General features: G+C 72.3%; 26 protein-coding genes and 1 riboswitch. Of the genes, 12 read left to right on the forward strand and 14 right to left on the reverse strand.

Translation table 11 applies throughout. From position 1 onward, the window contains the following. Positions 1–186 precede the first annotated feature (186 nt). Positions 187–1,347, forward strand: a complete 1,161-nt coding sequence (locus ACH4UK_RS30525) for an 8-amino-7-oxononanoate synthase (RefSeq protein ID WP_398361458.1) — start codon at positions 187–189, stop codon at positions 1,345–1,347. Here ACH4UK_RS30525 and ACH4UK_RS30530 read toward each other — a convergent pair. Further along, positions 1,340–1,594 carry a DUF397 domain-containing protein gene (locus ACH4UK_RS30530; protein WP_398361460.1) on the reverse strand — a complete coding sequence of 85 codons (255 nt, stop codon included), beginning with the start codon at positions 1,592–1,594 and terminating at the stop codon, positions 1,340–1,342. The two genes, ACH4UK_RS30525 and ACH4UK_RS30530, sit on opposite strands and share 8 nt — an antisense overlap. A gap of 10 nt (positions 1,595–1,604) precedes the next feature. Beyond that, positions 1,605–2,459, reverse strand: a complete 855-nt coding sequence (locus tag ACH4UK_RS30535; protein ID WP_398361462.1) for a helix-turn-helix domain-containing protein — start codon at positions 2,457–2,459, stop codon at positions 1,605–1,607. A gap of 235 nt (positions 2,460–2,694) precedes the next feature. Between ACH4UK_RS30535 and ACH4UK_RS30540 the strand changes: the two genes are divergently transcribed. Continuing rightward, positions 2,695–3,126 carry an ATP-binding protein gene (locus ACH4UK_RS30540; RefSeq protein WP_398361464.1) on the forward strand — a complete coding sequence of 144 codons (432 nt, stop codon included), beginning with the start codon at positions 2,695–2,697 and terminating at the stop codon, positions 3,124–3,126. A 42-nt stretch (positions 3,127–3,168) separates the two neighbouring features. On the opposite strand, the gene ACH4UK_RS30545 is transcribed toward ACH4UK_RS30540, so the two are convergent. Continuing rightward, positions 3,169–4,107: a LysR family transcriptional regulator gene (locus tag ACH4UK_RS30545; RefSeq protein ID WP_398361466.1), complete on the reverse strand. Its 939-nt coding sequence runs from the start codon at positions 4,105–4,107 to the stop codon at positions 3,169–3,171. A 74-nt stretch (positions 4,108–4,181) separates the two neighbouring features. Between ACH4UK_RS30545 and ACH4UK_RS30550 the strand changes: the two genes are divergently transcribed. After that, on the forward strand, positions 4,182–4,829 hold the full coding sequence (locus ACH4UK_RS30550; RefSeq protein WP_398361468.1) for a LysE family translocator: 648 nt from the start codon (positions 4,182–4,184) through the stop codon (positions 4,827–4,829). A gap of 108 nt (positions 4,830–4,937) precedes the next feature. Here the strand turns inward: ACH4UK_RS30550 and ACH4UK_RS30555 are convergent, their stop codons facing one another. The 3 genes from ACH4UK_RS30555 to ACH4UK_RS30565 all read right to left on the reverse strand — a co-directional run bounded on the left by ACH4UK_RS30555 (position 4,938) and on the right by ACH4UK_RS30565 (position 6,898). Further along, positions 4,938–5,408 (reverse strand): C40 family peptidase, encoded by a 471-nt coding sequence (locus ACH4UK_RS30555; protein WP_398361470.1) that lies wholly within the window; start codon positions 5,406–5,408, stop codon positions 4,938–4,940. Positions 5,409–5,411: 3 nt separating this feature from the next. After that, positions 5,412–5,574: riboswitch (cyclic di-AMP (ydaO/yuaA leader) on the reverse strand. A 375-nt stretch (positions 5,575–5,949) separates the two neighbouring features. Then, a complete protein-coding gene (locus tag ACH4UK_RS30560; protein ID WP_007453675.1) occupies positions 5,950–6,255 on the reverse strand; it encodes a hypothetical protein in 306 nt (101 codons plus the stop codon). A 37-nt stretch (positions 6,256–6,292) separates the two neighbouring features. Beyond that, positions 6,293–6,898, reverse strand: a complete 606-nt coding sequence (locus tag ACH4UK_RS30565) for an ATP-dependent Clp protease proteolytic subunit (protein WP_398361472.1) — start codon at positions 6,896–6,898, stop codon at positions 6,293–6,295. 91 nt (positions 6,899–6,989) lie between these two features. Between ACH4UK_RS30565 and ACH4UK_RS30570 the strand changes: the two genes are divergently transcribed. Further along, a complete protein-coding gene (locus ACH4UK_RS30570; RefSeq protein WP_398361474.1) occupies positions 6,990–7,274 on the forward strand; it encodes a type II toxin-antitoxin system Phd/YefM family antitoxin in 285 nt (94 codons plus the stop codon). An 83-nt stretch (positions 7,275–7,357) separates the two neighbouring features. Here the strand turns inward: ACH4UK_RS30570 and ACH4UK_RS30575 are convergent, their stop codons facing one another. Then, complete coding sequence (locus tag ACH4UK_RS30575; RefSeq protein ID WP_398361476.1) at positions 7,358–8,341, reverse strand: ABC transporter permease; 984 nt, start codon at positions 8,339–8,341, stop codon at positions 7,358–7,360. Positions 8,342–8,465: 124 nt separating this feature from the next. Between ACH4UK_RS30575 and ACH4UK_RS30580 the strand changes: the two genes are divergently transcribed. From ACH4UK_RS30580 to ACH4UK_RS30615, 8 genes are all read left to right on the forward strand, one after another. Next, positions 8,466–9,086 carry a TetR/AcrR family transcriptional regulator gene (locus ACH4UK_RS30580; RefSeq protein WP_398361477.1) on the forward strand — a complete coding sequence of 207 codons (621 nt, stop codon included), beginning with the start codon at positions 8,466–8,468 and terminating at the stop codon, positions 9,084–9,086. 137 nt (positions 9,087–9,223) lie between these two features. After that, positions 9,224–9,526: an urease subunit gamma gene (locus ACH4UK_RS30585; protein WP_398361479.1), complete on the forward strand. Its 303-nt coding sequence runs from the start codon at positions 9,224–9,226 to the stop codon at positions 9,524–9,526. A 13-nt stretch (positions 9,527–9,539) separates the two neighbouring features. Further along, positions 9,540–9,851, forward strand: a complete 312-nt coding sequence (locus ACH4UK_RS30590) for an urease subunit beta (protein WP_398361481.1) — start codon at positions 9,540–9,542, stop codon at positions 9,849–9,851. Then, positions 9,844–11,565, forward strand: a complete 1,722-nt coding sequence (locus ACH4UK_RS30595; protein ID WP_398361483.1) for an urease subunit alpha — start codon at positions 9,844–9,846, stop codon at positions 11,563–11,565. The genes ACH4UK_RS30590 and ACH4UK_RS30595 overlap by 8 nt, the downstream gene beginning before the upstream one ends. Before the next feature lie 18 nt (positions 11,566–11,583). Beyond that, the gene (locus ACH4UK_RS30600; RefSeq protein WP_398361485.1) at positions 11,584–12,246 is read left to right on the forward strand and encodes an urease accessory protein UreF; all 663 of its coding nucleotides are present in this window, start codon (positions 11,584–11,586) and stop codon (positions 12,244–12,246) included. A 29-nt stretch (positions 12,247–12,275) separates the two neighbouring features. Then, positions 12,276–12,953 carry an urease accessory protein UreG gene (ureG, locus tag ACH4UK_RS30605; RefSeq protein ID WP_398361487.1) on the forward strand — a complete coding sequence of 226 codons (678 nt, stop codon included), beginning with the start codon at positions 12,276–12,278 and terminating at the stop codon, positions 12,951–12,953. Continuing rightward, positions 12,950–13,744 carry an urease accessory protein UreD gene (locus ACH4UK_RS30610; protein WP_398361489.1) on the forward strand — a complete coding sequence of 265 codons (795 nt, stop codon included), beginning with the start codon at positions 12,950–12,952 and terminating at the stop codon, positions 13,742–13,744. Before ureG ends, ACH4UK_RS30610 begins: the two co-directional genes overlap by 4 nt. 170 nt (positions 13,745–13,914) lie before the next feature. Continuing rightward, the gene (locus tag ACH4UK_RS30615; protein WP_398361865.1) at positions 13,915–15,483 is read left to right on the forward strand and encodes an alpha/beta hydrolase; all 1,569 of its coding nucleotides are present in this window, start codon (positions 13,915–13,917) and stop codon (positions 15,481–15,483) included. A 31-nt stretch (positions 15,484–15,514) separates the two neighbouring features. Here the strand turns inward: ACH4UK_RS30615 and ACH4UK_RS30620 are convergent, their stop codons facing one another. The 7 genes from ACH4UK_RS30620 to ACH4UK_RS30650 form a co-directional block, all read right to left on the reverse strand. After that, on the reverse strand, positions 15,515–16,546 hold the full coding sequence (locus ACH4UK_RS30620) for an NAD-dependent epimerase/dehydratase family protein (RefSeq protein WP_398361867.1): 1,032 nt from the start codon (positions 16,544–16,546) through the stop codon (positions 15,515–15,517). Between the two features lie 85 nt (positions 16,547–16,631). After that, complete coding sequence (locus ACH4UK_RS30625; RefSeq protein ID WP_398361491.1) at positions 16,632–17,348, reverse strand: lysophospholipid acyltransferase family protein; 717 nt, start codon at positions 17,346–17,348, stop codon at positions 16,632–16,634. A 189-nt stretch (positions 17,349–17,537) separates the two neighbouring features. Next, positions 17,538–17,696 carry a hypothetical protein gene (locus ACH4UK_RS30630; RefSeq protein ID WP_032785887.1) on the reverse strand — a complete coding sequence of 53 codons (159 nt, stop codon included), beginning with the start codon at positions 17,694–17,696 and terminating at the stop codon, positions 17,538–17,540. 66 nt (positions 17,697–17,762) lie between these two features. Then, a complete protein-coding gene (locus ACH4UK_RS30635) occupies positions 17,763–18,713 on the reverse strand; it encodes a cytochrome c oxidase assembly protein (protein WP_398361492.1) in 951 nt (316 codons plus the stop codon). A gap of 110 nt (positions 18,714–18,823) precedes the next feature. Next, the gene (locus ACH4UK_RS30640) at positions 18,824–19,849 is read right to left on the reverse strand and encodes a 6-phosphofructokinase (protein ID WP_398361494.1); all 1,026 of its coding nucleotides are present in this window, start codon (positions 19,847–19,849) and stop codon (positions 18,824–18,826) included. 176 nt (positions 19,850–20,025) lie between these two features. Next, positions 20,026–20,754 (reverse strand): type 1 glutamine amidotransferase, encoded by a 729-nt coding sequence (locus ACH4UK_RS30645; protein WP_398361496.1) that lies wholly within the window; start codon positions 20,752–20,754, stop codon positions 20,026–20,028. Positions 20,755–20,788: 34 nt separating this feature from the next. Next, complete coding sequence (locus tag ACH4UK_RS30650) at positions 20,789–22,027, reverse strand: MurT ligase domain-containing protein (protein WP_398361497.1); 1,239 nt, start codon at positions 22,025–22,027, stop codon at positions 20,789–20,791. Between the last annotated feature and the right edge of the window lie 41 nt (positions 22,028–22,068).

Raw genomic sequence — 22,068 nt, forward strand, 5'->3', positions numbered from 1 at the left:
TACCGCACCGTCTTCAGCCAAGGAGGAACCAGACAGGAGACCCGGGCGAGGGTGTGTGTATTGCCACACCCTGACCTGCTGCGCACCCGGCTAGGGTCTGTTGGCTGCCTACAAAGGGACCGTCCAGGCCGGACCGTCCGCGCGGAGCCGCCCGCCGAGGGCCCCGCCTACCCAAGGGACCGCCCCATGTCCTTCGCCCCGTTCGACTGGATCGACGCCGAGGCCCGCGGCCGGGCCGCCGCCGGACTCGTACGCACCCTGCGTCCGCGCGGCGCCGAGCCGGAACTGCTGGACCTCGCGAGCAACGACTACCTGGGGCTCACCCGGCACCCGGAGGTCACCGCCGCCGCGGCCGCCGCCGCCGAACGCTGGGGGGCGGGGGCGACGGGGTCCCGGCTGGTCACCGGATCCACCGCCCTGCACGCCGAACTCGAACGGGACCTCGCCGCGTTCTGCGGCTTCGAGGCGGCCCTCGTGCTCTCCTCCGGCTACGCGGCCAACCTCGCCGCACTGACCGCGCTGTCCGGGCGCGGCTCCCTCATCGTCTCCGACGCGGGCAACCACGCCTCGATCGTGGACGGCTGCCGGCTCTCCCGCGCCGCGACCTCCGTCGTTCCCCACGCCGACCCGGACGCGGTCGCCAAGGAGCTCCGGGCGCACGACGGCCGGGCCCTCGCCGTCACCGACTCGGTCTTCTCCGTCGACGGCGACGCCGCCCCGCTCACCGCACTGGCCGAGGTCTGCCGGTCCGCCGACGCCGCCCTGCTGGTCGACGACGCCCACGGCCTCGGCGTCCTGGGCGACGGCGGCCGCGGCGCGCTCGCCGCCGCCGGCCTGGCGGGCCGCGAGGGCATCGTGGCCACGCTCACCCTGTCCAAGTCCCTGGGCAGCCAGGGCGGAGCGGTCCTGGGGCCCGCCCGGGTCATCGACCACCTGGTCAACACGGCCCGCACCTTCATCTTCGACACCGGACTCGCCCCGGCGGCGGCCGGCGGCGCGCTCGGCGCGCTCGGGGTGCTGCGCCGGGAGCCCGAACGGGCGGCCCGCGCCCGGGAGGTGGCCGCCGCGCTGTACGGACGGCTCACCGCCGCCGGACTGACCGCGGTCCGGCCCGACGCTGCCGTCGTCTCCGTCCGGGCGCCATCGGCGGACGCGGCAGTGCGCTGGGCGGCCGACTGCCGTGCGGCCGGAATGGCGGTCGGCTGCTTCCGCCCGCCGTCGGTGCCGGACGGCATTTCCCGGCTGCGGCTGACCGCGCGGGCCGACCTGACCGAGGAGCAGATCGCGACCGCGGTGGCCACGATCGTCGCCACCGCTCCCCGGCAGGCGGACGCTCCGGTCAGCTGATCCGGCGCGGGGCGGGTCCGTACGGGAGGAGACCGCTCACGAAGGTGCTCCAGGCCGTCGCCGAGAAGTGCAGCGGCGGCCGGTCCACGTCCTTCGTGTCGCGCACGGCGAGGAGCGCGCCGCCGAGCAGCGCGGTCTCCACACAGTTGTTCATCCCGGTGGAGCGGCTGCTGCGCCGCCACCGCGGAGCGGACGGGGTCACGGACGGCTGCGGAGGTGCGACGGGCGGTACGGGACGGTCGGACATGGTGGGCCCCCTAGCTGCGGCTGATCGCGGTGATGAGGTCCAGCGAGCGCTCGGGCGACAGCGCGTGCGCCTGCAAGGTACGGAAGGCCGAGCTGTACGCCTCGAGGTCTTCTTTCCGCTCCAGATAGAGGCTACTCGTCAAGTGGTCAAGAACGACCACATCCAGATCGGAAATGTTCGGAAAGGAGAAGATAACGAAAGGAGAGGTGAGCCCGACGTAGCCGCCGACCGAGAACGGCAGCAACTGCAGTTGCACATGCGGTAGTTGAGACACCTGCCGGAGATGCTGCAACTGATCCCGCATCACCTCCGGTCCGCCCACCGCGCGATGGAGCACCGCCTCGTCCAGCACGGCGGTGAAGCGCAGTGGCGGACTGGCGCGCAGCACCCGCTGGCGGGTCAGCCGGACCTCGACCAGGTCCTCGAGCCGGCCGTCGGGTAACCCGTCCAGCGAGGCACGGGTCACCGCCCGCGCGTATCCCGCCGTCTGGAGCAGCCCCGGCACCACCGAGGTCTCCAGGGTCCGGACCGTACTGGCCTGCGACTCCAGACTGATGAAGTCGCGGTACTGCGGGGGGATCAGCCCCCGGTAGGCATGCCACCAGCCCGAACCGCCACCGCCCGCCGACCCCGCGAGGACCTCGAGCAGGGACCGCAACTGGGTGTCGCGCACCGCGTAGACGTCCAGCAGCCGCGACACGTCGGCGGGCGTCACCCCGCTCGCGCCCGTCTCGACACGGCTCACCTTCGACTGGTGCCAGCCGAGCAGCCGCGCCGCCTCCCTGCTGGTCAGCCCGGAGGCGTGGCGCAGGCTCCGCAGCTCCTCACCCAGCTTGCGCCGCCGGACGACGGGGCCGTGCGGCATGCCGGTCTCCTTCTGCTGTCGGGAAGGACCGGTCCGTCACCGGGGTCGGCCCGCAGAGGGGTCAGTGTGCCGTCCGTCCACGCCGTACGGGTCCCGAATTCACCGTTTCGAGCGACAGATATATGCATATCTTGGCCGAACGTCGTCACAGGGAGCTTCATCAATGGCAATCTGGCGCGAAGCACAATCCCGGCCGACCACCGGTCGGCCGGGGCGGGAAAGGGACGGCGTCGCCATGGCAGACCATCAGGAAGCAACCGTCACTCTGCCGAGCGATCCGGTCTCGGTCTCCTCGGCCCGCAGATATGTCGCCAGGACCCTCGCCCAATGGGGCCTGCCCGACGACACCGAGTTCGCCGACATAATCCGGCTGATCATCTCGGAGCTGGCCACCAACGCCGTCCAGCACACGTTCGGCCAGTCGCCCACCTTCACCGTGGACCTGCGCCTCGAACGCGACGAGGAACTGTACCTCGGCGTCACGGACAGTCACCCCCGCTGGCCCCAACGACTGCCCGCCGCCGTGCGGCAGGACAACGGGCGCGGCATGGTCATCATCCGGGCGCTGGCCAAGGAGCGCGGCGGGCGGCTCCAGGTCACCCCGACCGCCGAGGGCGGCAAGACGGTCTGGATCGCCCTCCCGTGGGTCGTGCCGGTCCAGGGCTGATCGCCGGGGCTCGACCGGCCGGGGCGGACCGGTCCGGGCGGATCAGCCCGCCTGCGGCCGGTTCGCCGGGGCCGTGCCTCCGCGGCCGAATCCGCCGCGCAGCAGCGCCAGCAGCGTCGCGGCCGCGGCGGTCGACCGGTCGCCCCGGTGCACGACCGAGATGGTCCGGCGGAACGACGCGGGCTCCAGCCGCCGGACCGACAGCGGGGCGGCCGCCATCGAGGCGACCATCTCCGGCACCACCGCCACCCCGAGCCCCGCACTGACCAGCGCGCACACCAGTGCGTACCCGGGCGACTCGCAGATCACCGCCGGGGTCGCCCCGGCCTCGGCGAGCGCGTTCTCGACCCCGCGCCGGGGCGGATGCGTGGGCGCGCTGCTGATCAGCGGCCGCCCGGCCAGCTCGGTGACCGCGAGCCGCCCGGTGCCCTCGGAGAGCCGGTGGCCCACCGAGGTGACCAGCACCAGTTCCTCGACCAGGAGGGGTTCCACCAGAACGCCCACCGGCGGGGGCCCGGCGGCCGCCGGTTCGTAGGCGTGGGTCAGGGCGAGGTCCACCTCGCCCGCCACCACCGCGGCGACCCCGCCGGGCGGCTCGTACTCGGCGACGGCCAGCTCGACCTCCGGATGGGCCCGCCGGAACGCGCTCAGGACCGGCGGCAGCAGATGGATCCCGGCCGTCGTGAACGTCCCCACCCGCAGCCTGCCGCCCGAGAGCCCGGCCAGCCGCGCCAGCTCGTGCCGGGCCTGGTCCAGTTCGTCCAGGATCCGCCGGGCCCGGCCCGCCAGCAGCTCGCCCGCCGCCGTCAGCCGCGCCCCGCGATGGTGGCGCACCAGCAGCGCCGCCCCGGCCTCCCGCTCCAGTTTGGCCAGCTGCTGGGAGAGCGCGGGCGCGGTGTAGCCCAGGCGGGCGGCGGCCCGGGTGATCGATCCGGCCTCCGCGACCGCCACCAGGGCCGCGAGCCGTGTCGGGTCGTACATGAAAGCGTTCCTTTAGGCAGACCCAGAAGATTGCAAGTACACGCTAAAGGCTCCGCAGGTCCAGGCTGGACCTCATGGACGCACAACTGATCGCCTTCACCGGGGTCGCCGCCGGCATGGTCGCGCTGCCCGGCGCCGACTTCACCGTCGTCGTCCGCAACGCCCTGGCCTCGCGCACCGCCGGGCTGGCCAGCGCGCTCGGCGTCGCCGGAGGGCTGCTGGTGCACACCGCGCTCGCGGTCGCCGGACTCGCCGCGGTGCTGGTGACCATGCCGGTGCTCTTCCGCACCGTCCAGCTGCTCGGCGGCGCGTACGTGCTCTACCTCGGGATCAGCGCGCTGTACGCGATCCGCCGCGGGCCCGCACCGGACCGATCCGGTACGCCCTCCGACGCGCCGGACGGCGAGCCGGGGCAGCGGCCCGGACGCGCCCTGCGCCAGGGGTTCCTGACGAACGCGCTCAACCCGAAGGCCCCGGTCCTCTTCCTCAGCCTGCTGCCCCAGTTCGTGCCCCACGGGCAGCCCCCGCTGCCCCGGACCCTGTTGCTCGCGGCCGTCGTGGTGGTGCTGGCGCTGATCTGGTTCCCGGCCGTCGCCCTGCTCGTGGACCGGCTGGGCCGGTGGTTGCGCCGACCGCGTACCGCCCGCGCCATCGAGGGCGGCAGCGGTGTGGCGCTCACCGGTCTGGGGGTGGCGCTGGTGACCGGCCCGCTGCTGCGCTGAGGACGCCGTCAGCGCGGCAGCGCCGTCACGGGCGGTCCCGGAGGAGGCCGGGCCGCCCGTGAGCAAGAGGTTGGGCCGCCCGCAAGGAAAAAGCGTCCGGTCGGTGGGTCAGCGGACCCTTCCGTACCAGACGCCCTTGGACCAGATTTTCGCCAGTCGCACCACATCCCCCGATTTGGGGGAGTGCCAGATCTTCCCGGCCCCGGCGTAGATGCCCACGTGGTAGACGCTGCGCCCGGAATGGAAGAAGACCAGATCCCCGCGTTTGCGCTGCGACTTCGCGATGTGACGGGTCTTGTTGTACTGCTGCTGTGCCGTGCGGGGAAGCTTCTTCCCGGCCTTCTTGAACGAGTACAGCGTCAGCCCCGAACAGTCGAAGCGACTGGGGCCGGATGCGCCGTACTTGTACGGAGCCCCCTTCTTCGACGCGGCCACCTTCAGGGCCTTCGTCGAGTGGGTGGCGGCCTCGGCGTCGCTCACCAGGCCGGGCGCCAGCATCGTGGACGTCACGGCCAGGGTGAGCACCGAGGCCGTGCCGACCCGGGCGAACAGAGACGGGACATGAACCTGCGCAGACATGCGCAACCCTTCGTCAGCCGCCTGTGAAGGATGACCTGTCGGGTTCGGGCTGGCGAAGTTGCCCGGCCGCGTCGCGGCTTCACCCCGAGGGCTTCCCGGTCTCCCGGTCGGCCCGTTGTGCTCGGGTCCTCCACTCCTGCCGATCCACTTCTGTCGACCAGTCATCCGGGCGGCGGCAGGACTCGGCGTCCGCCCGGACCGCCCCGCCGCGGTGGCGGGGGCTTGTCGTCCCAGGGATCTTGACTCACTCGGTGCCGGATTTCCGAGTTGAAACGATGGTTTGTGAGTCTCCTCACCACTGATCCATTCAGGTGGACAGGTCGGATTCGCGCCCGCCGACGAGCCGGGCGCACACCCTCGTACCAGCGACGAAAGGGCACATTTCGAGTACGGCGCGGGCGTCGAACGCAAGTTGAGCCGTCGCTCGCGCGGGTGATCGCCTACGCCGAACGAGCGAGGGAAACCGGTCGCGGGACCGGGCGTGTCGTGCGCGGGACCGACCGGCCCGCTCCCGTATGGCGCTCCCCGCGCGCCGAGCCGGTCAGTTCACGGGCGGCGGCATCGCGACCCGGCCCGCCCGGCGCTCCCCGTCCAGCACCCGCAGGGCCCGCGCCAGGGTGGCGGCGTGGATCCGCGACTCGCCGCGCTCGTGCATCAGGGCCAGGGCGTCGCGCAGCGCCGCCGCCCGGGAGGCCAGGGCCTGGGCGGCCCGCAGTGCGCTGTAGGTGTCGCTGCCGTGGGCCGGGTTGATCCGGCCCACCTGGTCGAGCACGGCCAGATAGCAGTCGACGAACTCGCCCTCGGCGCGGGTCAGTGCGGGCAGGGGCGGGAAGTCGGGTGGCTCCATCGGCGATTCACCTCGCGTCGTACGGCGGGCGGGACGGTCAGCGGTTCTCCATGACGTGGTCGACCAGCCCGTAGGCGAGGGCGGCCTTCGCGTCGAGGATGGTGTCGCGCTCGATGTCGGCGGTGACCTGCTCCGCGGTCCGGCCCGTGTGCCGGACCAGCATGGCCGCGAACATCTCGCGGGTGCGCATCAGTTCGCGCGCGTGGATCTCCAGGTCGGACGGCTGGCCCCGCATCGGCTCCTCCAGTGCGGGCTGCTGGATGACTACCCGCGCGCCGGGCAGCGCATGTCGGCGTCCCTTCGCCCCGGCCGCCAGCAGGGCCGCCGCATAGGAGCCCGCCTGCCCCAGGCAGAAGGTCTCCACCTCGCAGGTCAGGAACTGCATCGTGTCGTAGACCGCCGCCATCGCCTGGAACGTGCCGCCGGGGGAGTTGATGTAGAGCGAGAGCGACCGGTCCGGATCGGCGTGCTCCAGATACATGAACTGGGCGATGAGGTCGCTCGCGGCCGTGTCGTCGATCGGGGTCCCGAGAAAGACGATCCGCTCGGACAGCAGCTTGGAGTACGGGTCCATCGTCCGGGTTCCGGTCGCGGTGCGCTCGGTGAACGCGGGCAGTACGTAGCGGGCGGCGGGGCGGATCATGGCGTGCCTCTCTTCTGGAGCTGACCATCCGTCTGCCGTCCGTCCATCCGTAAAAAATGTACAGGACGTACAGAAGGTTATGATGGTGACTATGGCCTACGAGATTCCGGTGACGCAAGCACGGGCGGAGCTGGCGGAACTGATCAACCGCGTTGTCTACGGCGGTGAACGCGTCGTGGTGACGCGGCACGGCAAGCCGCTCATCGCGCTGGTTTCCGCCGCTGACCTGCAAAGGCTTGAAGCGGAGGAAGCCGCCGCCGAGGAGCAGGTGATCAGCTCGGTCTCCTCGATCGGCTCCGCGCCATCCGCTCAGGGCGAACGGCGCAGGTTCGGCATCGCCGCCGAGCACCGCCCCCACGACGACCGGGACGTCTGACGCCCGACCGCCCCGGGACAGCGCGAAGCCGGGTGCCCCTCCCGTAGGAAGGCCACCCGGCCCGGTTCGTGCGGCTCCGGCGCTCAGCCGGCGAGGGCCGGCTCCCCGACGGGCTCGGCCGGCGCGGCCGGTGCCGGTGCGCGGCGGGCGAGCAGCACCGCCGCCAGGCCGAACACCGACCACAGCGAGAGCGTCAGTACGGCGCCGCCCGCCGCGCTGCCGTCGAAGAAGGCGACCGAGCGCAGCAGTGAACCGCCCGCGCCCGGCGGGAGCCACTGGCCGATCGCCCCGACGGGCTCGGGCAGCAGCTCCGGGGCGCTGGTGACGCCGGAGAAGGAGTTGCCCAGCAGGACCATCAGCAGCGCGCCGACGCCGATGCCGCGCGGCCCGAACAGGGCGCCGAGCCCCGCCACCGCCGAACCGATGGCCAGCACGGTGAGCGCGAGCACCCCCGCCTCCGTCCACCAGTCGCCCGTGACCACGCCGAGCCAGCTGTGCGCCACGGCCGTGGCGGCGAGGCCCACCAGGGCGGCCGCCCCGATCAGGGTCACCGCGCCCCGCGCCCCGCGCAGGCCCAGGAGGGTCACGACGGCTCCGGCCGCCATGCCCGCCAGGGCCAGGGGCAGAACGCTCGCGCCGAGTGCGCTGCCGCGGGGATCCCCGGGCGGCGCGGCGACCACGTCGGTGACCTGGACCGGGGTGTCCTGCGGGACGGACGCGGTCACGGCCTCGCGCAGCAGCTGGGAGACGACGGGGCTCGCCGCCGAGGCGGTGAGCAGGTGCGGCCCCCGGGGTGTGAGGACGACCGCTCCGTATACGACCCGGTCCTCGACGGCGGTCCGGGCGGCGGCCTCGTCCTCGAAGCGGTGCACCGCGAAGGCGCCGCCGCGCTGCTCGAACCGCTGCTCCAGCTGCTGGGCGGCCGGCGCCGCGCCCGCCACCCCGACCGGGAGGTCGCGCGGCGCGATCCGGGCGGCGGGCCAGGCGAAGGCCCAGAGGGAGAGCGTCACCATCAGCGGGATCAGCACAATGACCGCCACCGCGCGGCGGTTGGGTGCGGTGGGCATGGAGGGCCTCGATTCGTGGGCGACGGATCACCAAAGAGAATGATCGTTCGTTTTTCTTGTCGGTCCCACTGTCGGGACGCCGCACGCGATTGTCAAGAAGGAATGTTCGTTTTAGATTGAGGTCATGGCTCGCGTATCCCAGGAACACCTCGACGCCCGCCGCCGTCAGATCCTCGACGGCGCGGCACGCTGCTTCGCCCGCAAGGGATTTCACGGCACGTCCATGCAGGACGTCCTCAAGGAGGTGGGCCTGTCCGCCGGAGCGGTCTACCGCTACTTCACCGGCAAGGAGGACATCATCGCGGCCATCACCGAGGAGACCTTCGCCGTCATTCGCGGAGCCTTCGAGGAGGCGGCCCGGATGACACCGCCGCCCACGCCGGACGCGCTGCTCGGCCGGGTGCTCGGCGGCGTGCTCGCGGGGCAGGTGCACGGCCTGGAGCGCCGGACCTTCGCCGCGCTCGTCGTCCAGCTCTGGTCCGAGACGCTGCGCGACGAACGGCTCGGCGCGCTGCTCGGCGACGGTTACGCCGCCCTGCGCGTCGTCTGGGCGGAGCTGGTCGACGCCTACCGCTCCGCCGGGATCCTGAGGAGCGACGTGCCCGGCGACGACGTGGCGCGAACGATGATCGCGACGGCGCAGGGCTTCATCGTGCAGGAGGCGCTCTTCGGGGACGTACGCCCCGACGTGCTGGAGAACGGGTTGCGCGGGCTGATGTCCATGGGTCCGCAAAAGATCAGTTAACGCAACGGAAAAACTTCCGCCCTAACGTGCAATGCCTGGTCGCGAGACCGCTGTCCTCGTTCAACGAACTGTTGAACGGGGATAAGGTCCCGCTGCGTCCGGACCCGGAGCCGGACGGAAGACGATGAGGTGGAAGCGTGCAACTGACCCCGCACGAGCAGGAACGCCTGCTCATCCATGTGGCCGCCGATGTGGCCGAGAAGCGCCGGGCACGCGGGCTGCGGCTCAATCACCCCGAGTCCGTCGCACTGATCACCGCCCATCTGCTCGAAGGCGCCCGGGACGGCCGCACCGTCGCCGAACTCATGGCGTCCGGCCGCACGTTGCTCACCCGGGACGAGGTCATGGACGGCATCCCCGAGATGCTCCACGACGTCCAGGTCGAGGCCACCTTCCCCGACGGCACGAAGCTCGTCACCGTCCACGATCCGATCGTCTGACGGGGGAGCGTCGATGATTCCCGGAGAGATCCTGTACGGGGACGGGCCCATCCCCCTCAACGAGGGGCGAACGGTCACCCGCCTCACCGTCCTCAACGCCGCCGACCGTCCCGTCCAGGTCGGCTCCCACTACCACTTCGCCGAGGCCAACCCCGGGCTGCGCTTCGACCGCGCCGCCGCCCGCGGTCTGCGGCTGAACATCGCGGCCGGCACGGCCGTCCGCTTCGAACCCGGCATCCCCGCCGACGTCGAACTCGTCCCCCTCACCGGCCGCCGCGTCGTCCCCGGCCTGCGCGGCGAAACCGGAGGTGCCCTCGATGCCTGACCTCGAGCGAGCCGTGTACGCCGACCTGTTCGGACCCACCACCGGCGACCGGATCCGCCTCGCCGACACCGATCTGCTCGTCGAGATCGAGGAGGACCGCTCGGGCGGCCCCGGACACGCGGGCGACGAGGCGGTGTTCGGCGGCGGCAAGGTGATCCGGGAGTCCATGGGCCAGGCCCGCACCACCCGGGCCGAGGGCGCACCCGACACCGTCATCACCGGGGCCGTCGTCCTCGACCACTGGGGCATCGTCAAGGCCGACATCGGCATCCGGGACGGCCGGATCACCGGCATCGGCAAGGCCGGGAACCCGGACACCATGGACGGCGTCCACCCCGACCTCGTGATCGGTCCGGAGACCGAGATCATCGCGGGCAACGGAAAACTGCTCACGGCCGGAGCGGTCGACGCCCACGTCCACTTCATCTCACCCACCCTCGTCGACCAGGCGCTCTCCAGCGGCATCACCACCCTCGTCGGCGGTGGCACCGGACCTGCCGAGGGCACCAAGGCCACCACCATCACCCCGGGCCCCTGGCACCTCGCCCGGATGTTCGAGGCGCTGGAGACCTTCCCCGTCAACATCGGGCTGCTCGGCAAGGGCAACACGATGTCCCGCGACGCCATGCACTCCCAACTGCGCGGCGGAGCCCTCGGCTTCAAGATCCACGAGGACTGGGGCGCGACGCCCGCCGTGATCGACGCCTGCCTGGGCGTCTGCGAGGAGACCGGCGCCCAGCTCGCCATCCACACCGACACGCTCAACGAGGCCGGGTTCGTCGCCGACACCCTCGCCGCCATCGCCGGCCGGACGATCCACGCGTACCACACCGAGGGGGCGGGCGGCGGGCACGCGCCCGACATCATCAGCGTGGTCTCCGAGCCCCACGTCCTGCCCAGCTCGACCAACCCCACCCGGCCGCACACCGTCAACACCATCGACGAACACCTCGACATGCTGATGGTGTGCCACCACCTGAACCCCGCGGTCCCCGAGGACCTGGCGTTCGCGGAGTCCCGGATCCGGCCCTCCACCATCGCGGCCGAGGACATCCTGCACGACCTCGGAGCCATCTCGATCATCTCCTCCGACTCCCAGGCCATGGGGCGCATCGGCGAGGTGATCCTGCGGACCTGGCAGACCGCCCATGTGATGAAGAAGCGGCGCGGGGCCCTGCCGGGCGACGGCCGGGCGGACAACCACCGAGCCCGTCGCTATGTCGCCAAATACACGATCAACCCGGCCGTCGCGCAGGGCCTGGACCGCGAGATCGGCTCCGTGGAGACCGGCAAGCTCGCCGACCTCGTCCTCTGGGACCCGGCGTTCTTCGGCGTCAAGCCGCAGACCGTCATCAAGGGCGGCCAGATCGCGTACGCGCAGATGGGCGACGCCAACGCCTCCATTCCGACGCCCCAGCCGGTCCTGCCCCGGCCGATGTTCGGCGCCCTGGGACGGGCGGCCGCCCACGGCTCGTTCAACTTCGTCTCCACCGCGGCGATCGAGGACGGGCTGCCCGAACGGCTCGCCCTGAACAAGCGGTTCGTGCCGATCACCAGCACCCGGGGGGTCACCAAGGCCGACATGCGGGAGAACGACGCCCTGCCGCAGGTCCACGTCGACCCGGACAGCTTCGCCGTCACCATCGACGGCGATCCGGTCGAGCCCGCACCCGCGGCGGAACTGCCCATGGCCCAGCGCTACTTCCTCTTCTGAGAGCGGCGGAACGCAGTCATGTCACGCGCAGCGCTCCTCGTCCTCGCCGACGGCCGCTTCCCCGCCGGGGGCCACGCCCACTCCGGCGGCGCCGAACCGGCCGTCGCCCAGGGCCGCGTCCGCGACGCCGACTCCCTCGCCGCCTTCTGCCGGGGCCGTCTGCACACCGCGGGCCTCACCGCCGCCGCCCTCGCCGCGGCGGCGGCCCACGGCCTGGACCCGCTCGCCCTCGACGAGGCCGCCGACGCCCGCACGCCCTCGCCCGCCCTGCGAGCCACCGCCCGCAAGCTGGGCCGGCAGATGATGCGGGCCGCCCGCGCCACCTGGCCGAGCCCCGAACTGGACGCGCTCGCGGCGGCCCGGCCGCGCGGCGCCCACCAGCCCGTCGTCCTCGGGCTCACCGCACGGGCGGCGGGCCTGAGCCCCGAGGACGCCGCCCACTGCGTCGCGTACGAGACGGTCAGCGGCCCCGCCACCGCCGTCGTCCGCCTCCTGTCCCTGGACCCCTTCCACGCCACCGCCGTACTCGCCCGGCTCGCCCCCGAGCTGGACCGGGTCGCCGAACAGGCCGCCGAGGCCGCCCGCCAGGGCATCGACGCCCTGCCCGCCGCCTCGGCCCCGCTCCTCGACATCACCGCCGAGGCGCACGCCGCCTGGCCGGTCCGCCTCTTCGCCTCCTAGCCACCCCTGCGACCACCACGGGAGCCCCCATGCACCTCGGCCACACCCACGACGGCCCCGCCGCCGTCAGCGCCGACGCCACCCGCCCCGACGGCGCCCGGCGCGCCCTGCGCATCGGGCTCGGCGGCCCCGTCGGCTCCGGCAAGACGGCCACCGTCGCCGCCCTCTGCCGGGAGCTGCGCGACCGGTTCTCCATCGCCGTCGTCACCAACGACATCTACACCCGGGAGGACGCCGCCTTCCTGCTGCGCAACGCGGTCCTGCCGCCCGAGCGGATCCAGGCCGTGGAGACCGGCGCCTGCCCGCACACCGCGATCCGCGACGACATCTCCGCCAACCTCGAGGCGGTCGAGGACCTGGAGGACGCGGTCGGACCGCTCGACCTGATCCTCGTCGAGTCCGGCGGCGACAACCTCACCGCCACCTTCTCCAAGGGCCTGGTCGACGCGCAGGTGTTTGTCATCGACGTCGCGGGCGGCGACGACATCCCGCGCAAGGGCGGTCCCGGCGTCACCACCGCCGACCTCCTGGTCATCAACAAGACCGACCTCGCCCCCTACGTCGGCTCCGACCTGGCGCGGATGGCCCTGGACGCCGAGAAGCAGCGCGGCGAACTCCCCGTCGCCTTCACCTCGCTGACCTCGGCCGAGGGCGTCGGACCGGTCGCCGACTGGGTGCGGGCGCAGCTCGCCGCCTGGGCCGCGTGAGCGTCCGCGCGACGGCCCGGCTGCGCGCCGAGCCCGACGGGCGGGGCGGCACCGCCCTGCCCGTCCTTCGGAGTGATGGCCCGCTCGCCCTGCGCCGCACCCGCTCCCCACGGGCCGCGTACGCCCGGGTCACCGTCGTCGGCGCGATGAGCGCCCCGCTCAACGGCGATCGCCTCGCCATCGAGGCGGAGGTCGCGGACGGCGCGCGCCTCACCGTCGACGCGGCGGCGGCCACCGTGGCCCTCCCGGCCCCCCGGGCGGACACCGGCCCGTCCACGTACACCGTGGAGCTGAGCGTGGGGGAGGAGGCCGTCCTGCACTGGCTGCCCGAACAGCTCGTCTGCGCCCACCGCAGCGACCTGCGCCAGACCACCCGGGTCCGGCTCGCCCCCACCGCGCGGCTGCTGCTGCGCGAGGAGCAGATCCTCGGCCGGCACGGCGAACCCACCGGCGCGCTCACCACCCGGCTCACCGTCCACCGCGCGGGCCGCCCGCTCCTCGACCAGCAACTGACCTATGGGCCCGGCGCCCCCGCGGGCTGGGACGGCCCCGCCGTCCTCGGCGGCCACCGGGCCGTCGGCCAACTGTTCCTCGCCGACCCGGCCTTCGAGGACGCTCCGCTCCCCGCTCGCCTCCTCGGACCCACCGCCGCCCTCACCCCGCTCGCCGGCCCCGCCGTCCTGGTGACCGCCGTGGCCGCCGACGCCCGTCTGCTGCGCCGGATCCTGGACGACGCGACGCACGAGCTGCTGGACGGACGGAAGGCGGACCACGGCGACCGGGCCGGGTGAGTCCGCTCAGCGAACTTCCTTCACCGGTTATGGGTTCGGTAAAGAAACAGGTGTACGCCCTGGCCCCGGGTGCCTCACAGACGAAAGGATCCCCGCGAAGTACCGATGACCACGCCGCTCTCGGCGGCGGATCGGATGAAGGGGGAGATTTCCACGTGAGACGTACAACGATGCTCGGTTCGGCCGGCGCCCTCGTCGCGGGCACGCTCATAGCGGGGGCGATGGCCGCGCCCGCCGCCGGTGCCGACGGCCGCCACCACGGCCGGGGCGACACGGAGGCGCGCGGCGTCGCCGTCGCGGCGCAGCGGGCGGCGAAGACCGGGATCGACTGGCAGGACTGCCCCGCGGACTGGGGCCTGACCGCCCCCATCCAGTGCGGCTGGGTGAGCGTGCCGCTCGACTACGCCAAGCCGAACGGCAAGAAGATCAAGCTGGCCGTCGACCGGCACGTCAGCACGGGCACGAAGGACGAACGCCAGGGCGCCCTGCTCTACAACCCCGGCGGGCCCGGCGGTTCGGGGCTGCGGTTCCCCACCCGGATCACCACCAAGAACCCGATCTGGACCAAGACCGCCAAGGCGTACGACTTCGTCGGCTTCGACCCGCGCGGCGTCGGCCACTCGGCCCCCATCTCCTGTGCCGACCCGCAGGAGTTCGTCAAGGCCCCCAAGGCCGACCCGGTCCCCGACAGCGAGGCGGACAAGCGCGCCCAGCGCAAGCTGGCCCGCGAGTACGCCGAAGGGTGCGGCGAGCGCAGCGGCGCGATGCTGCCGCACATGACGACGCCGAACACGGCCCGCGACCTGGACGTCATCCGGGCCGCCCTCGGGGAGAAGAAGCTCAACTTCATCGGCGTCTCCTACGGCACCTACCTGGGCGCCGTCTACGGCACGCTCTTCCCGGCCCATGTCCGGCGCCTGGTCGTCGACAGCGTGGTCGACCCGTCGCGGCGGAACATCTGGTACCGGGCGAACCTGAACCAGGACATCGCCTTCCAGGCCCGCTGGGACGAGTGGAAGGCGTGGGTCGCCCAGCACGATTCCGCCTACGGCATCGGCGACACCCCGCAGAAGGTCGAGCAGGCCTGGCAGGAGCTGCGGGCCGCCGCCAAGAAGGAGCCCATCGGGGGCCTCGTCGGGCCCGCCGAGCTCATCGGCTTCTTCCAGGGCGCGCCGTACTACGACTCCGCCTGGGCCCCCACCGCCAAGACCTGGAGCGCCTACCGGTCCGGCGACACCCAGGCCCTGATCGACGCCGCGGCCCCCGACCTGAGCGACCTCGCGGGCAACGCCGCCGCCGAGAACGGCAACGCGGTCTACAACGCCGTCGAGTGCGCCGACGCCAAGTGGCCCACCGACTGGCGCACCTGGGACCGGGACAACACCCGGCTGCACGAGAAGTACCCGTTCATGACGTGGGCCAACGCCTGGATGAACCTGCCCTGCGCCACCTGGCCGACCAAGCAGCGGACCCCGCTGGACGTGAAGACCGGCAAGGGACTGCCGCCGGTCCTCATCGTGCAGTCCACCCGTGACGCCGCCACCCCGTACGCGGGCGCGGTCGAGCTGCACAAGCGGTTCAAGGGCTCGCGGCTCATCACCGAGAAGGACGCCGGATCCCACGGCGTCACCGGACTGGTCAACCCCTGCGTCAACGAGCGGGTGGACGCCTACCTGCTCACCGGGGAGACCGGCCGGCGCGATGTGACGTGCGCCCCGCACGCCACGCCGAAGCCGTAGGACGCCCATGAGTCGTACGGCCGGGGCCCGATCAGCGGCCGCCCCGGTCGTACGACTCCAGCCACGCGTCCTCCGCCGCATAGGCGAACAGCGTCTCCCCGTAGTTGCGCGCCATCTTCGGGAACGCCTCCCGCCAGTCGCGCCCCGCCAGCTCCCCGGCGAGCCACTCGACCGTCCCCGGCAGCGACTCCGCGTACCCCGTCACGGGCCGGTACCCGAGCTCCCGCTCCGCCGCCGTCATGTCGTACACGACGGGGTGGGCGCCGCTCCACGGGGTCTCGCCCACGTGCCCCGCCGGCGCCGGACCGTCGACCAGGACCGTCTCCGTCTCCAGGCCCAGCACCGCGTCGATCGCCGCCCCGATCGCGGCGACGGTGGGCGCCTGCGGATCCGCCGCGTTCAGGACCCGCGAGCCGGGCCGGCGGGCGGCCAGCCGGATCAGCTCGGCCACGTTCGAGACATGGACCGGGTGGAAGCGGCTCTCGCCGCCGTGCGCGAGCACGCGCCGCCGCCGTCCGTCGAGCAGCCGCTTCACGAAGTACAGCTCGCGCGGTGTGCGGCAGTACGGGCCGTGGACCGCGCCCGCCCGCAGCAGGGTCACCGGCAGGGCGTCGCCCGCCGCCAGCAGCTCCCGCTCCAGCAGGACCTTCCGCGTGCCGTACGTGGCGTCCCCCGGCGCCACCGTGCGCTGGGTCTCCGGCAGCGGCACCGGATAGCGGGGGAAGCCGTCGGGCTCCGCCTGGGTGTCGAAACTGCGGCCCCGGTCGTCCTCGTACACCGCCCCGCTGGAGATCACGACGGCCGAGCCGATCCGCCCGGCCAGCCCCGTCAGCTGCCCGGCGTGCGCGCCGCCGAAAGCCACCAGGTCCACCAGCACGTCACAGCCGTCGCCCAGCGCCCCGCCGAGCGCCCCCTCCTCGTCCCGGTCGAGCGCCACCGCCCGGACCCCGGCGTCCCATCCCTCGTCCCGGCCACCACCGCGCGAAGCCGCGGTGACCTCCCAGCCGTCCTCGGCCAGCGCGCGCACCGCGGCCCGCCCGATCTGGCCCGTCGCTCCCAGCACCCATGCGTGTCCGTTGCTCATGGATCCGACGCTAGGGGAGGGCGCCCGCCCGGACGAGGCCGCTCTGCCGGTGGCGTATCCGCCGTCAGCGTCGCATCTTCGGGAACTTCCTCGGCGGCGCGGCCTCCTGCTCGGCCGCCTTCACCTTGGCCGCGTACTCGTCCACGTACTCCTGGCCGGAGAGTCCCAGGATCGCGTACATGATCTCGTCCGTCACCGCCCGGATCGCGGCCTTCTGGTTCTCCATGCCCGCGTAGCGGGAGAAGTCCAGCGGTTCGCCGAACCGGATCGCGACCCGCTTGATCTTCGGTACGACCTGGCCGGGCGGCTGGATCTCGAAGGTGCCGACCATGGCGCAGGGGATCACCGGCACCTGCGCGGTGATCGCCATCACCGCGACCCCGACCTTGCCCTTGTAGAGCCTGCCGTCGTGCGAGCGGGTGCCCTCCGGGTAGATCCCCAGCAGCTCGCCCTTGCCCAGCACGCCGAGCCCCTCGCGGATGGCCGCCTGCCCCGCGTCCTTGCCGGACCGGTCCACCGGGATCTGGCCCGCGCTGCGGAAGAACGCCGCGGTCAGCCGGCCCTTGATCCCCGGCCCCGTGAAGTACTCGGCCTTCGCCAGGAAGGTGATGCGGCGCTTGATGATGGCCGGCATCAGGAAATGGTCGGAGAAGGAGAGATGGTTGCCCGCGACGATCGCCGCGCCGTCCGTGGGAATGTTCTCCAGACCCTCGATACGGGGCCGGAACAGCAGCCGCAGCACCGGCCCCAGCACGACATACTTCAGGACGTAATAAAACACCTTGCGGGTGCACCTCACTCTGCCGGGCCGACTCAGGGGCTGTGTACTACCAGGTCACGGTGGTGCCGGGGGCCTGGGGGCCGAAAGACCCCGTGTAGGCCCCCGGCACCACCGTGCGACCGTAGCGAACCGGTCTCCCGGCTCGTACCCGGCTCCGGGCCCGTCAGGCGTGGTCACCCGCCGCAACGGTCAGGTGTCCTGGGTGGCCAGCATGCCGAGGGTGCACAGTCCCAGCACCACCCAGCCGAACCAGAGCCAGCCGCTGCTTCCCAGCGCCACGGTGTACGCGGTCACCGCGACCAGCGCCCCGACGGTCATGTATCCCATGGTCTTCGTCGATCCGGACATGCGCGCACGCTCCTCGTCGGCCGCGCGGCCGTTGTCCCCATGGTCACCCCGTATGCGCCCTCCGCGCTACTGTCCGCGCGCCTGCAAAGACGCGAGATAGGCGTTGTACGCCGCCAGCTCCTTGTCACCGTCGCGGTCCGCCGCCCGGTCCGAGCGCCGGGCGGTGCGCTGCTCGGAGCGGTACCACTGGAAGACCAGCGCGATCAGCACCAGCACGGAGGGGATCTCGCTGAACGCCCACGCGATGCCGCCCGCCCAGTTCTGGTCGCTCAGGGCGTCGATGCCCAGCGAGGCCGGCGGGTTCTCGTACGTCTCCACCATCGGCGTCGACGCCATCATCAGCGCGATCCCGAAGAACGCGTGGAACGGCATCCCGGCGAACAGCTCCAGCATCCGCATCAGGTAGCCGGGCCGGTGTGGACCGGGGTCCACCCCCATGATCGGCCAGAAGAAGACCAGGCCGACGGCGAGGAAGTGCACCATCATCCCGAGGTGGCCCGGCTTGGAGCCCATCAGGAAGTCGAAGATCGGCGTGAAGTACAGCGCGTACAGGCTCGCGATGAACAGCGGGATCGTGAACACCGGATGCGTGATGATCTTCATGTACCGGCTGTGCAGCAGCTTCAGCAGCAGCTCGCGCGGCCCGGTCCGGCCCCGGCCCGCCGGCGGCAGCGCGCGCAGCGCCAGCGTCACCGGAGCGCCCAGCAGCAACAGGATCGGCGACAGCATGCTGATCACCATGTGCTGCACCATGTGCACGCTGAACATGACCATGCCGTAGTCGTTGAGCTTGGTGCACATCACCAGCGCGATGCTCAGCACGCCCAGGGTGAAGAACACGATCCGGTTCACCGGCCAGCCGTCCCCGCGCCGACGCAGCCGCACCACGCCGTACCCGTACAGGGCGAGCGCCAGGACGCAGCCGGTCAGGAAGAACGGGTCGACGGAGAGCTCCAGCCCCCGCCCCAGCGTGAACGGCGGCAGATCCATGTTCATGCCGTGCCCGCTGTGATCCATCTGTTCACTCCCGATGGGGACACGTCCCCGTTTCGTGCCGGTTGTCCGGTACAGCGTAGAGCTGCCCCCGGCCGCGCTCGCGGCCGGGGGCAGCTCCGGGGGAGCGACGTCTAGAGCACGCACTCCGCTTCGGCGTACCGCTCGGCCGGGACCGTCTTCAGCGTCTCGACCGCTTCCGCCAGCGGGACCATCACGATGTCGGTGCCGCGCAGCGCGGTGAGCATCCCGAACTCGCCCCGGTGCGTCGCCTCCACCGCGTGCCAGCCGAACCGGGTCGCCAGGACCCGGTCGTACGCGGTCGGCGTGCCGCCACGCTGGACGTGGCCGAGGATGACCGGGCGGGCCTCCTTGCCGAGCCGCTGCTCCAGCTCCCCGGAGAGCTGCGTGGCCACCCCGGCGAACCGCTCGTGGCCGTAGATGTCCTTGACGCCCTGCTCGAACTGCATGGAGCCTGCACGGGGCTTGGCGCCCTCGGCGACCACCACGATGGCGAACTTCTTGCCCGCCGAGAAACGCTTGCCGACCAGCTCGGTCAGCTCGTCGATGTCGAAGGGGCGCTCGGGCACCACGATCGCGTGGGCGCCGGCGGCCATCCCGGAGTGCAGGGCGATCCAGCCGGTGTGACGGCCCATGACCTCCACGATCAGCACCCGCTGGTGCGACTCGGCGGTGGTCTTCAGCCGGTCCAGCGCCTCGGTGGCGACGCCGACGGCGGTGTCGAAGCCGAAGGTGACGTCGGTGGAGGCGATGTCGTTGTCGATGGTCTTGGGGACCCCGACGATCGGCAGGCCGGCCTCGGAGAGGAGGTTCGCGGCCTTGAGCGTGCCCTCGCCGCCGATCGGGATGATGGCGTCCAGACCGAGGTCCGCGACATGGCCGCGGGCGCGCTCCACACCGTCGCGCAGATGCGCGGGCTGGACCCGGGAGGAACCGAGGATCGTGCCGCCGCGGGCCAGGATGCCGCCCACCGCGTCAAGGTCGAGCTTGCGGTAGTCGCACTCCAGCAGGCCCTTCCAGCCGTCGTGGAAACCGATGACCTCGTCACCGTGGTCCACCACCGCGCGGTGCACGACGGAACGGATGACGGCGTTGAGGCCGGGGCAGTCGCCGCCGGAGGTGAGTACGCCAATGCGCATGGCCCGGAAACCTTTGCAACGTTTAAGTCGACGACCGGACCACGTCGTCCGGTTGGATCCCCGCCACCCTACCGGCGCAGGGTGGCGGGACCGAACCGGCCGTCCGCCTGCTGGACTCCGCTCAACCGAGCGGAAAACACCTCAGGCGGACACCGCTCAGGGGAGCGGAAAGGGCCTCAGGCGGGCTGGGTCGCCGAGGCGATCCGCTCGGCGCGCAGCGCGTCGTACCAGCGGTCGTCGGTGGGCGGCAGCGCGTTCACATCGAGGGCCAGCTTCAGCAGCAGATCGGCGATCTGCGGATTGCGGGCCATCACCGGACCGTGCATGTACGTCCCGAAGACCGTGTCGTTGTACGCGCCCTCCGTGCCGTCCCCGGTGCCGTTGCCCCGGCCGAACTGCACCCGCGCGAACGGCCGTGCCGTCGGGCCGAGATGGGTGACGCCCTGGTGGTTCTCGAACCCGGTCAGCGGCGGCAGGGCGAGCTGCGGGTCGATGTCCGCCAGTACGTCGCCGACGCACCGCGCGCCCTCGCCGCGGGTGGAGACCACGTCGAGCAGACCGAGCCCGGCCTCGCGCTCGCCGAGGTCGTTGACGAACTCGTGCCCGAGGATCTGGTAGCCCGCGCAGACCGAGAAGATGATCGCGCCGTTGGACGCGGCCCGGCTCAGCCCGCCGTCACGGCGCAGCCGCTCGGCCGCGAGGCGCTGCGGCCGGTCCTCACCGCCACCGATCAGATAGATGTCGCCGGACGTCGGCACCGGCTGGTCGCTGCGCACGTCGACACGCTGCACGTCCAGGCCGCGCTGCCGGGCACGCCGCTCCACGACCAGGGCGTTGCCCTGGTCGCCGTAGGTGCTGAGCAGGTCGGGGTAGACCCAGACCAGACGCAGACCGTTGTTGCTCATGCTTCGTCCTCTCCGGAGGTGGCCGGGGCCGGGGTCAGTTGCCGACACGACGGCGCAGATCCTGGAAGGCGGTGTAGTTGGCGATGACCTCGATGCGGCCGGGCGGGGCGTACTGCACGGCCTCGTCGAGGGTCTCGCAGACCCGGAAGTCGAGACCGGCCACCTCGAGGCGGACCGCGAGGTCCAGCTTCCGGTCGCCGAGCACGAAGATCGGGTGACCGGCCAGCTGGGTGTAGTCCACGTCCCACAGCCAGGAGGTGTCCGTGCCGTCCGCGCCGCGGGCGTTCACCGAGAGGATCACCGGCGTCGGCGGCGGGTCGATCAGCGAGAACGTCTCCAGCCAGCCCGCCGGGTTCTTCGCCAGCAGCAGGCGCAGCTCACGGTTGTTGAAGCCGACCACGTCGTAGCGTCCGGCCACCGCCTGCACCTGGTACATCCGCTCCAGCGCGACCTGCGGCGGCACCCCGAAGACGGCGGCGACGGCCGCCGAGCTGGTGGCGTTCGCCTTGTTCGCGCGGCCCGGCAGCTGGAGGTGGATCGGCCACGCCGAACCGTGCGGGTCCAGGACGTAGTCGCCGTTGAGCGCCCAGCTCGGGGCGGGGCGGCGGAAGCCGCACTGCCCGCAGAACCAGTCGTCGCCGGGGCGCTGCATCACACCGCCGCAGGACGGGCAGGACCAGGCGTCGTCCTTCCACGCCTGACCGGCCGCCACCCACACCACATTGGCCGAGGAGGAGGCCGCCCAGACGACCAGCGGGTCGTCCGCGTTGGCGATGATCACGGCCTTCGAGCCGGAGAGGCCCTCACGCCAGTGCTCGGCCATCATCCGGGTCTCCGCCGCGCGGTCCAGCTGGTCGCGGGAGAGGTTGAGCAGGGCGATCACCTTGGGCGTGGTGTCGCGCGCGACCCCCGCCAGGTACTTCTCGTCGACCTCGATCACGCCGAACTTCGCGTCCGAGCCGCCGGCCAGCGCCGAGGTGATGCCCGCGGGCATGTTCGCGCCGAGCGCGTTCGACACGACGGGCCCGGCGGCCCGCAGCGCCTCGGCGATCAGCCGGGTGGTCGTCGTCTTGCCGTTCGTCGCCGACACGAGGATCACGTCCAGGTGCTGCGCCAGTCGCCCCAGCAGGTCGGGGTCGAGCTTGAGCGCCACCCGGCCGCCGATCACCGATCCGCTGCCCCGCCCCGCGGCGCGTGACACCGCCGCCGCGGCCTTGCCCGCCGTCACGGCCAGTTTGGCCCGCGGCGACAACGGCTCCGTGTTGCCTGCCATCGTCCTAGATCCTCCTTGCATCGGTCCGCGCCCAGCCTATC

It is taken from the genome of Streptomyces sp. NPDC020884, assembly GCF_044333935.1.
Classification (GTDB): Bacteria; Actinomycetota; Actinomycetes; order Streptomycetales; family Streptomycetaceae; genus Streptomyces.

What these genes read in the sequence shown, in the direction of transcription:
- ACH4UK_RS30525 (WP_398361458.1), top strand. Translation starts at nt 187, where the DNA reads ATGTCCTTCGCCCCGTTCGACTGGATCGACGCCGAGGCCCGCGGCCGG.
- ACH4UK_RS30530 (WP_398361460.1), bottom strand. Translation starts at nt 1,594, where the DNA reads ATGTCCGACCGTCCCGTACCGCCCGTCGCACCTCCGCAGCCGTCCGTG.
- ACH4UK_RS30535 (WP_398361462.1), bottom strand. Translation starts at nt 2,459, where the DNA reads ATGCCGCACGGCCCCGTCGTCCGGCGGCGCAAGCTGGGTGAGGAGCTG.
- ACH4UK_RS30540 (WP_398361464.1), top strand. Translation starts at nt 2,695, where the DNA reads ATGGCAGACCATCAGGAAGCAACCGTCACTCTGCCGAGCGATCCGGTC.
- ACH4UK_RS30545 (WP_398361466.1), bottom strand. Translation starts at nt 4,107, where the DNA reads ATGTACGACCCGACACGGCTCGCGGCCCTGGTGGCGGTCGCGGAGGCC.
- ACH4UK_RS30550 (WP_398361468.1), top strand. Translation starts at nt 4,182, where the DNA reads ATGGACGCACAACTGATCGCCTTCACCGGGGTCGCCGCCGGCATGGTC.
- ACH4UK_RS30555 (WP_398361470.1), bottom strand. Translation starts at nt 5,408, where the DNA reads ATGTCTGCGCAGGTTCATGTCCCGTCTCTGTTCGCCCGGGTCGGCACG.
- ACH4UK_RS30560 (WP_007453675.1), bottom strand. Translation starts at nt 6,255, where the DNA reads ATGGAGCCACCCGACTTCCCGCCCCTGCCCGCACTGACCCGCGCCGAG.
- ACH4UK_RS30565 (WP_398361472.1), bottom strand. Translation starts at nt 6,898, where the DNA reads ATGATCCGCCCCGCCGCCCGCTACGTACTGCCCGCGTTCACCGAGCGC.
- ACH4UK_RS30570 (WP_398361474.1), top strand. Translation starts at nt 6,990, where the DNA reads ATGGCCTACGAGATTCCGGTGACGCAAGCACGGGCGGAGCTGGCGGAA.
- ACH4UK_RS30575 (WP_398361476.1), bottom strand. Translation starts at nt 8,341, where the DNA reads ATGCCCACCGCACCCAACCGCCGCGCGGTGGCGGTCATTGTGCTGATC.
- ACH4UK_RS30580 (WP_398361477.1), top strand. Translation starts at nt 8,466, where the DNA reads ATGGCTCGCGTATCCCAGGAACACCTCGACGCCCGCCGCCGTCAGATC.
- ACH4UK_RS30590 (WP_398361481.1), top strand. Translation starts at nt 9,540, where the DNA reads ATGATTCCCGGAGAGATCCTGTACGGGGACGGGCCCATCCCCCTCAAC.
- ACH4UK_RS30595 (WP_398361483.1), top strand. Translation starts at nt 9,844, where the DNA reads ATGCCTGACCTCGAGCGAGCCGTGTACGCCGACCTGTTCGGACCCACC.
- ACH4UK_RS30600 (WP_398361485.1), top strand. Translation starts at nt 11,584, where the DNA reads ATGTCACGCGCAGCGCTCCTCGTCCTCGCCGACGGCCGCTTCCCCGCC.
- ureG (WP_398361487.1), top strand. Translation starts at nt 12,276, where the DNA reads ATGCACCTCGGCCACACCCACGACGGCCCCGCCGCCGTCAGCGCCGAC.
- ACH4UK_RS30615 (WP_398361865.1), top strand. Translation starts at nt 13,915, where the DNA reads ATGCTCGGTTCGGCCGGCGCCCTCGTCGCGGGCACGCTCATAGCGGGG.
- ACH4UK_RS30630 (WP_032785887.1), bottom strand. Translation starts at nt 17,696, where the DNA reads ATGTCCGGATCGACGAAGACCATGGGATACATGACCGTCGGGGCGCTG.
- ACH4UK_RS30635 (WP_398361492.1), bottom strand. Translation starts at nt 18,713, where the DNA reads ATGGATCACAGCGGGCACGGCATGAACATGGATCTGCCGCCGTTCACG.
- ACH4UK_RS30640 (WP_398361494.1), bottom strand. Translation starts at nt 19,849, where the DNA reads ATGCGCATTGGCGTACTCACCTCCGGCGGCGACTGCCCCGGCCTCAAC.
- ACH4UK_RS30645 (WP_398361496.1), bottom strand. Translation starts at nt 20,754, where the DNA reads ATGAGCAACAACGGTCTGCGTCTGGTCTGGGTCTACCCCGACCTGCTC.
- ACH4UK_RS30650 (WP_398361497.1), bottom strand. Translation starts at nt 22,027, where the DNA reads ATGGCAGGCAACACGGAGCCGTTGTCGCCGCGGGCCAAACTGGCCGTG.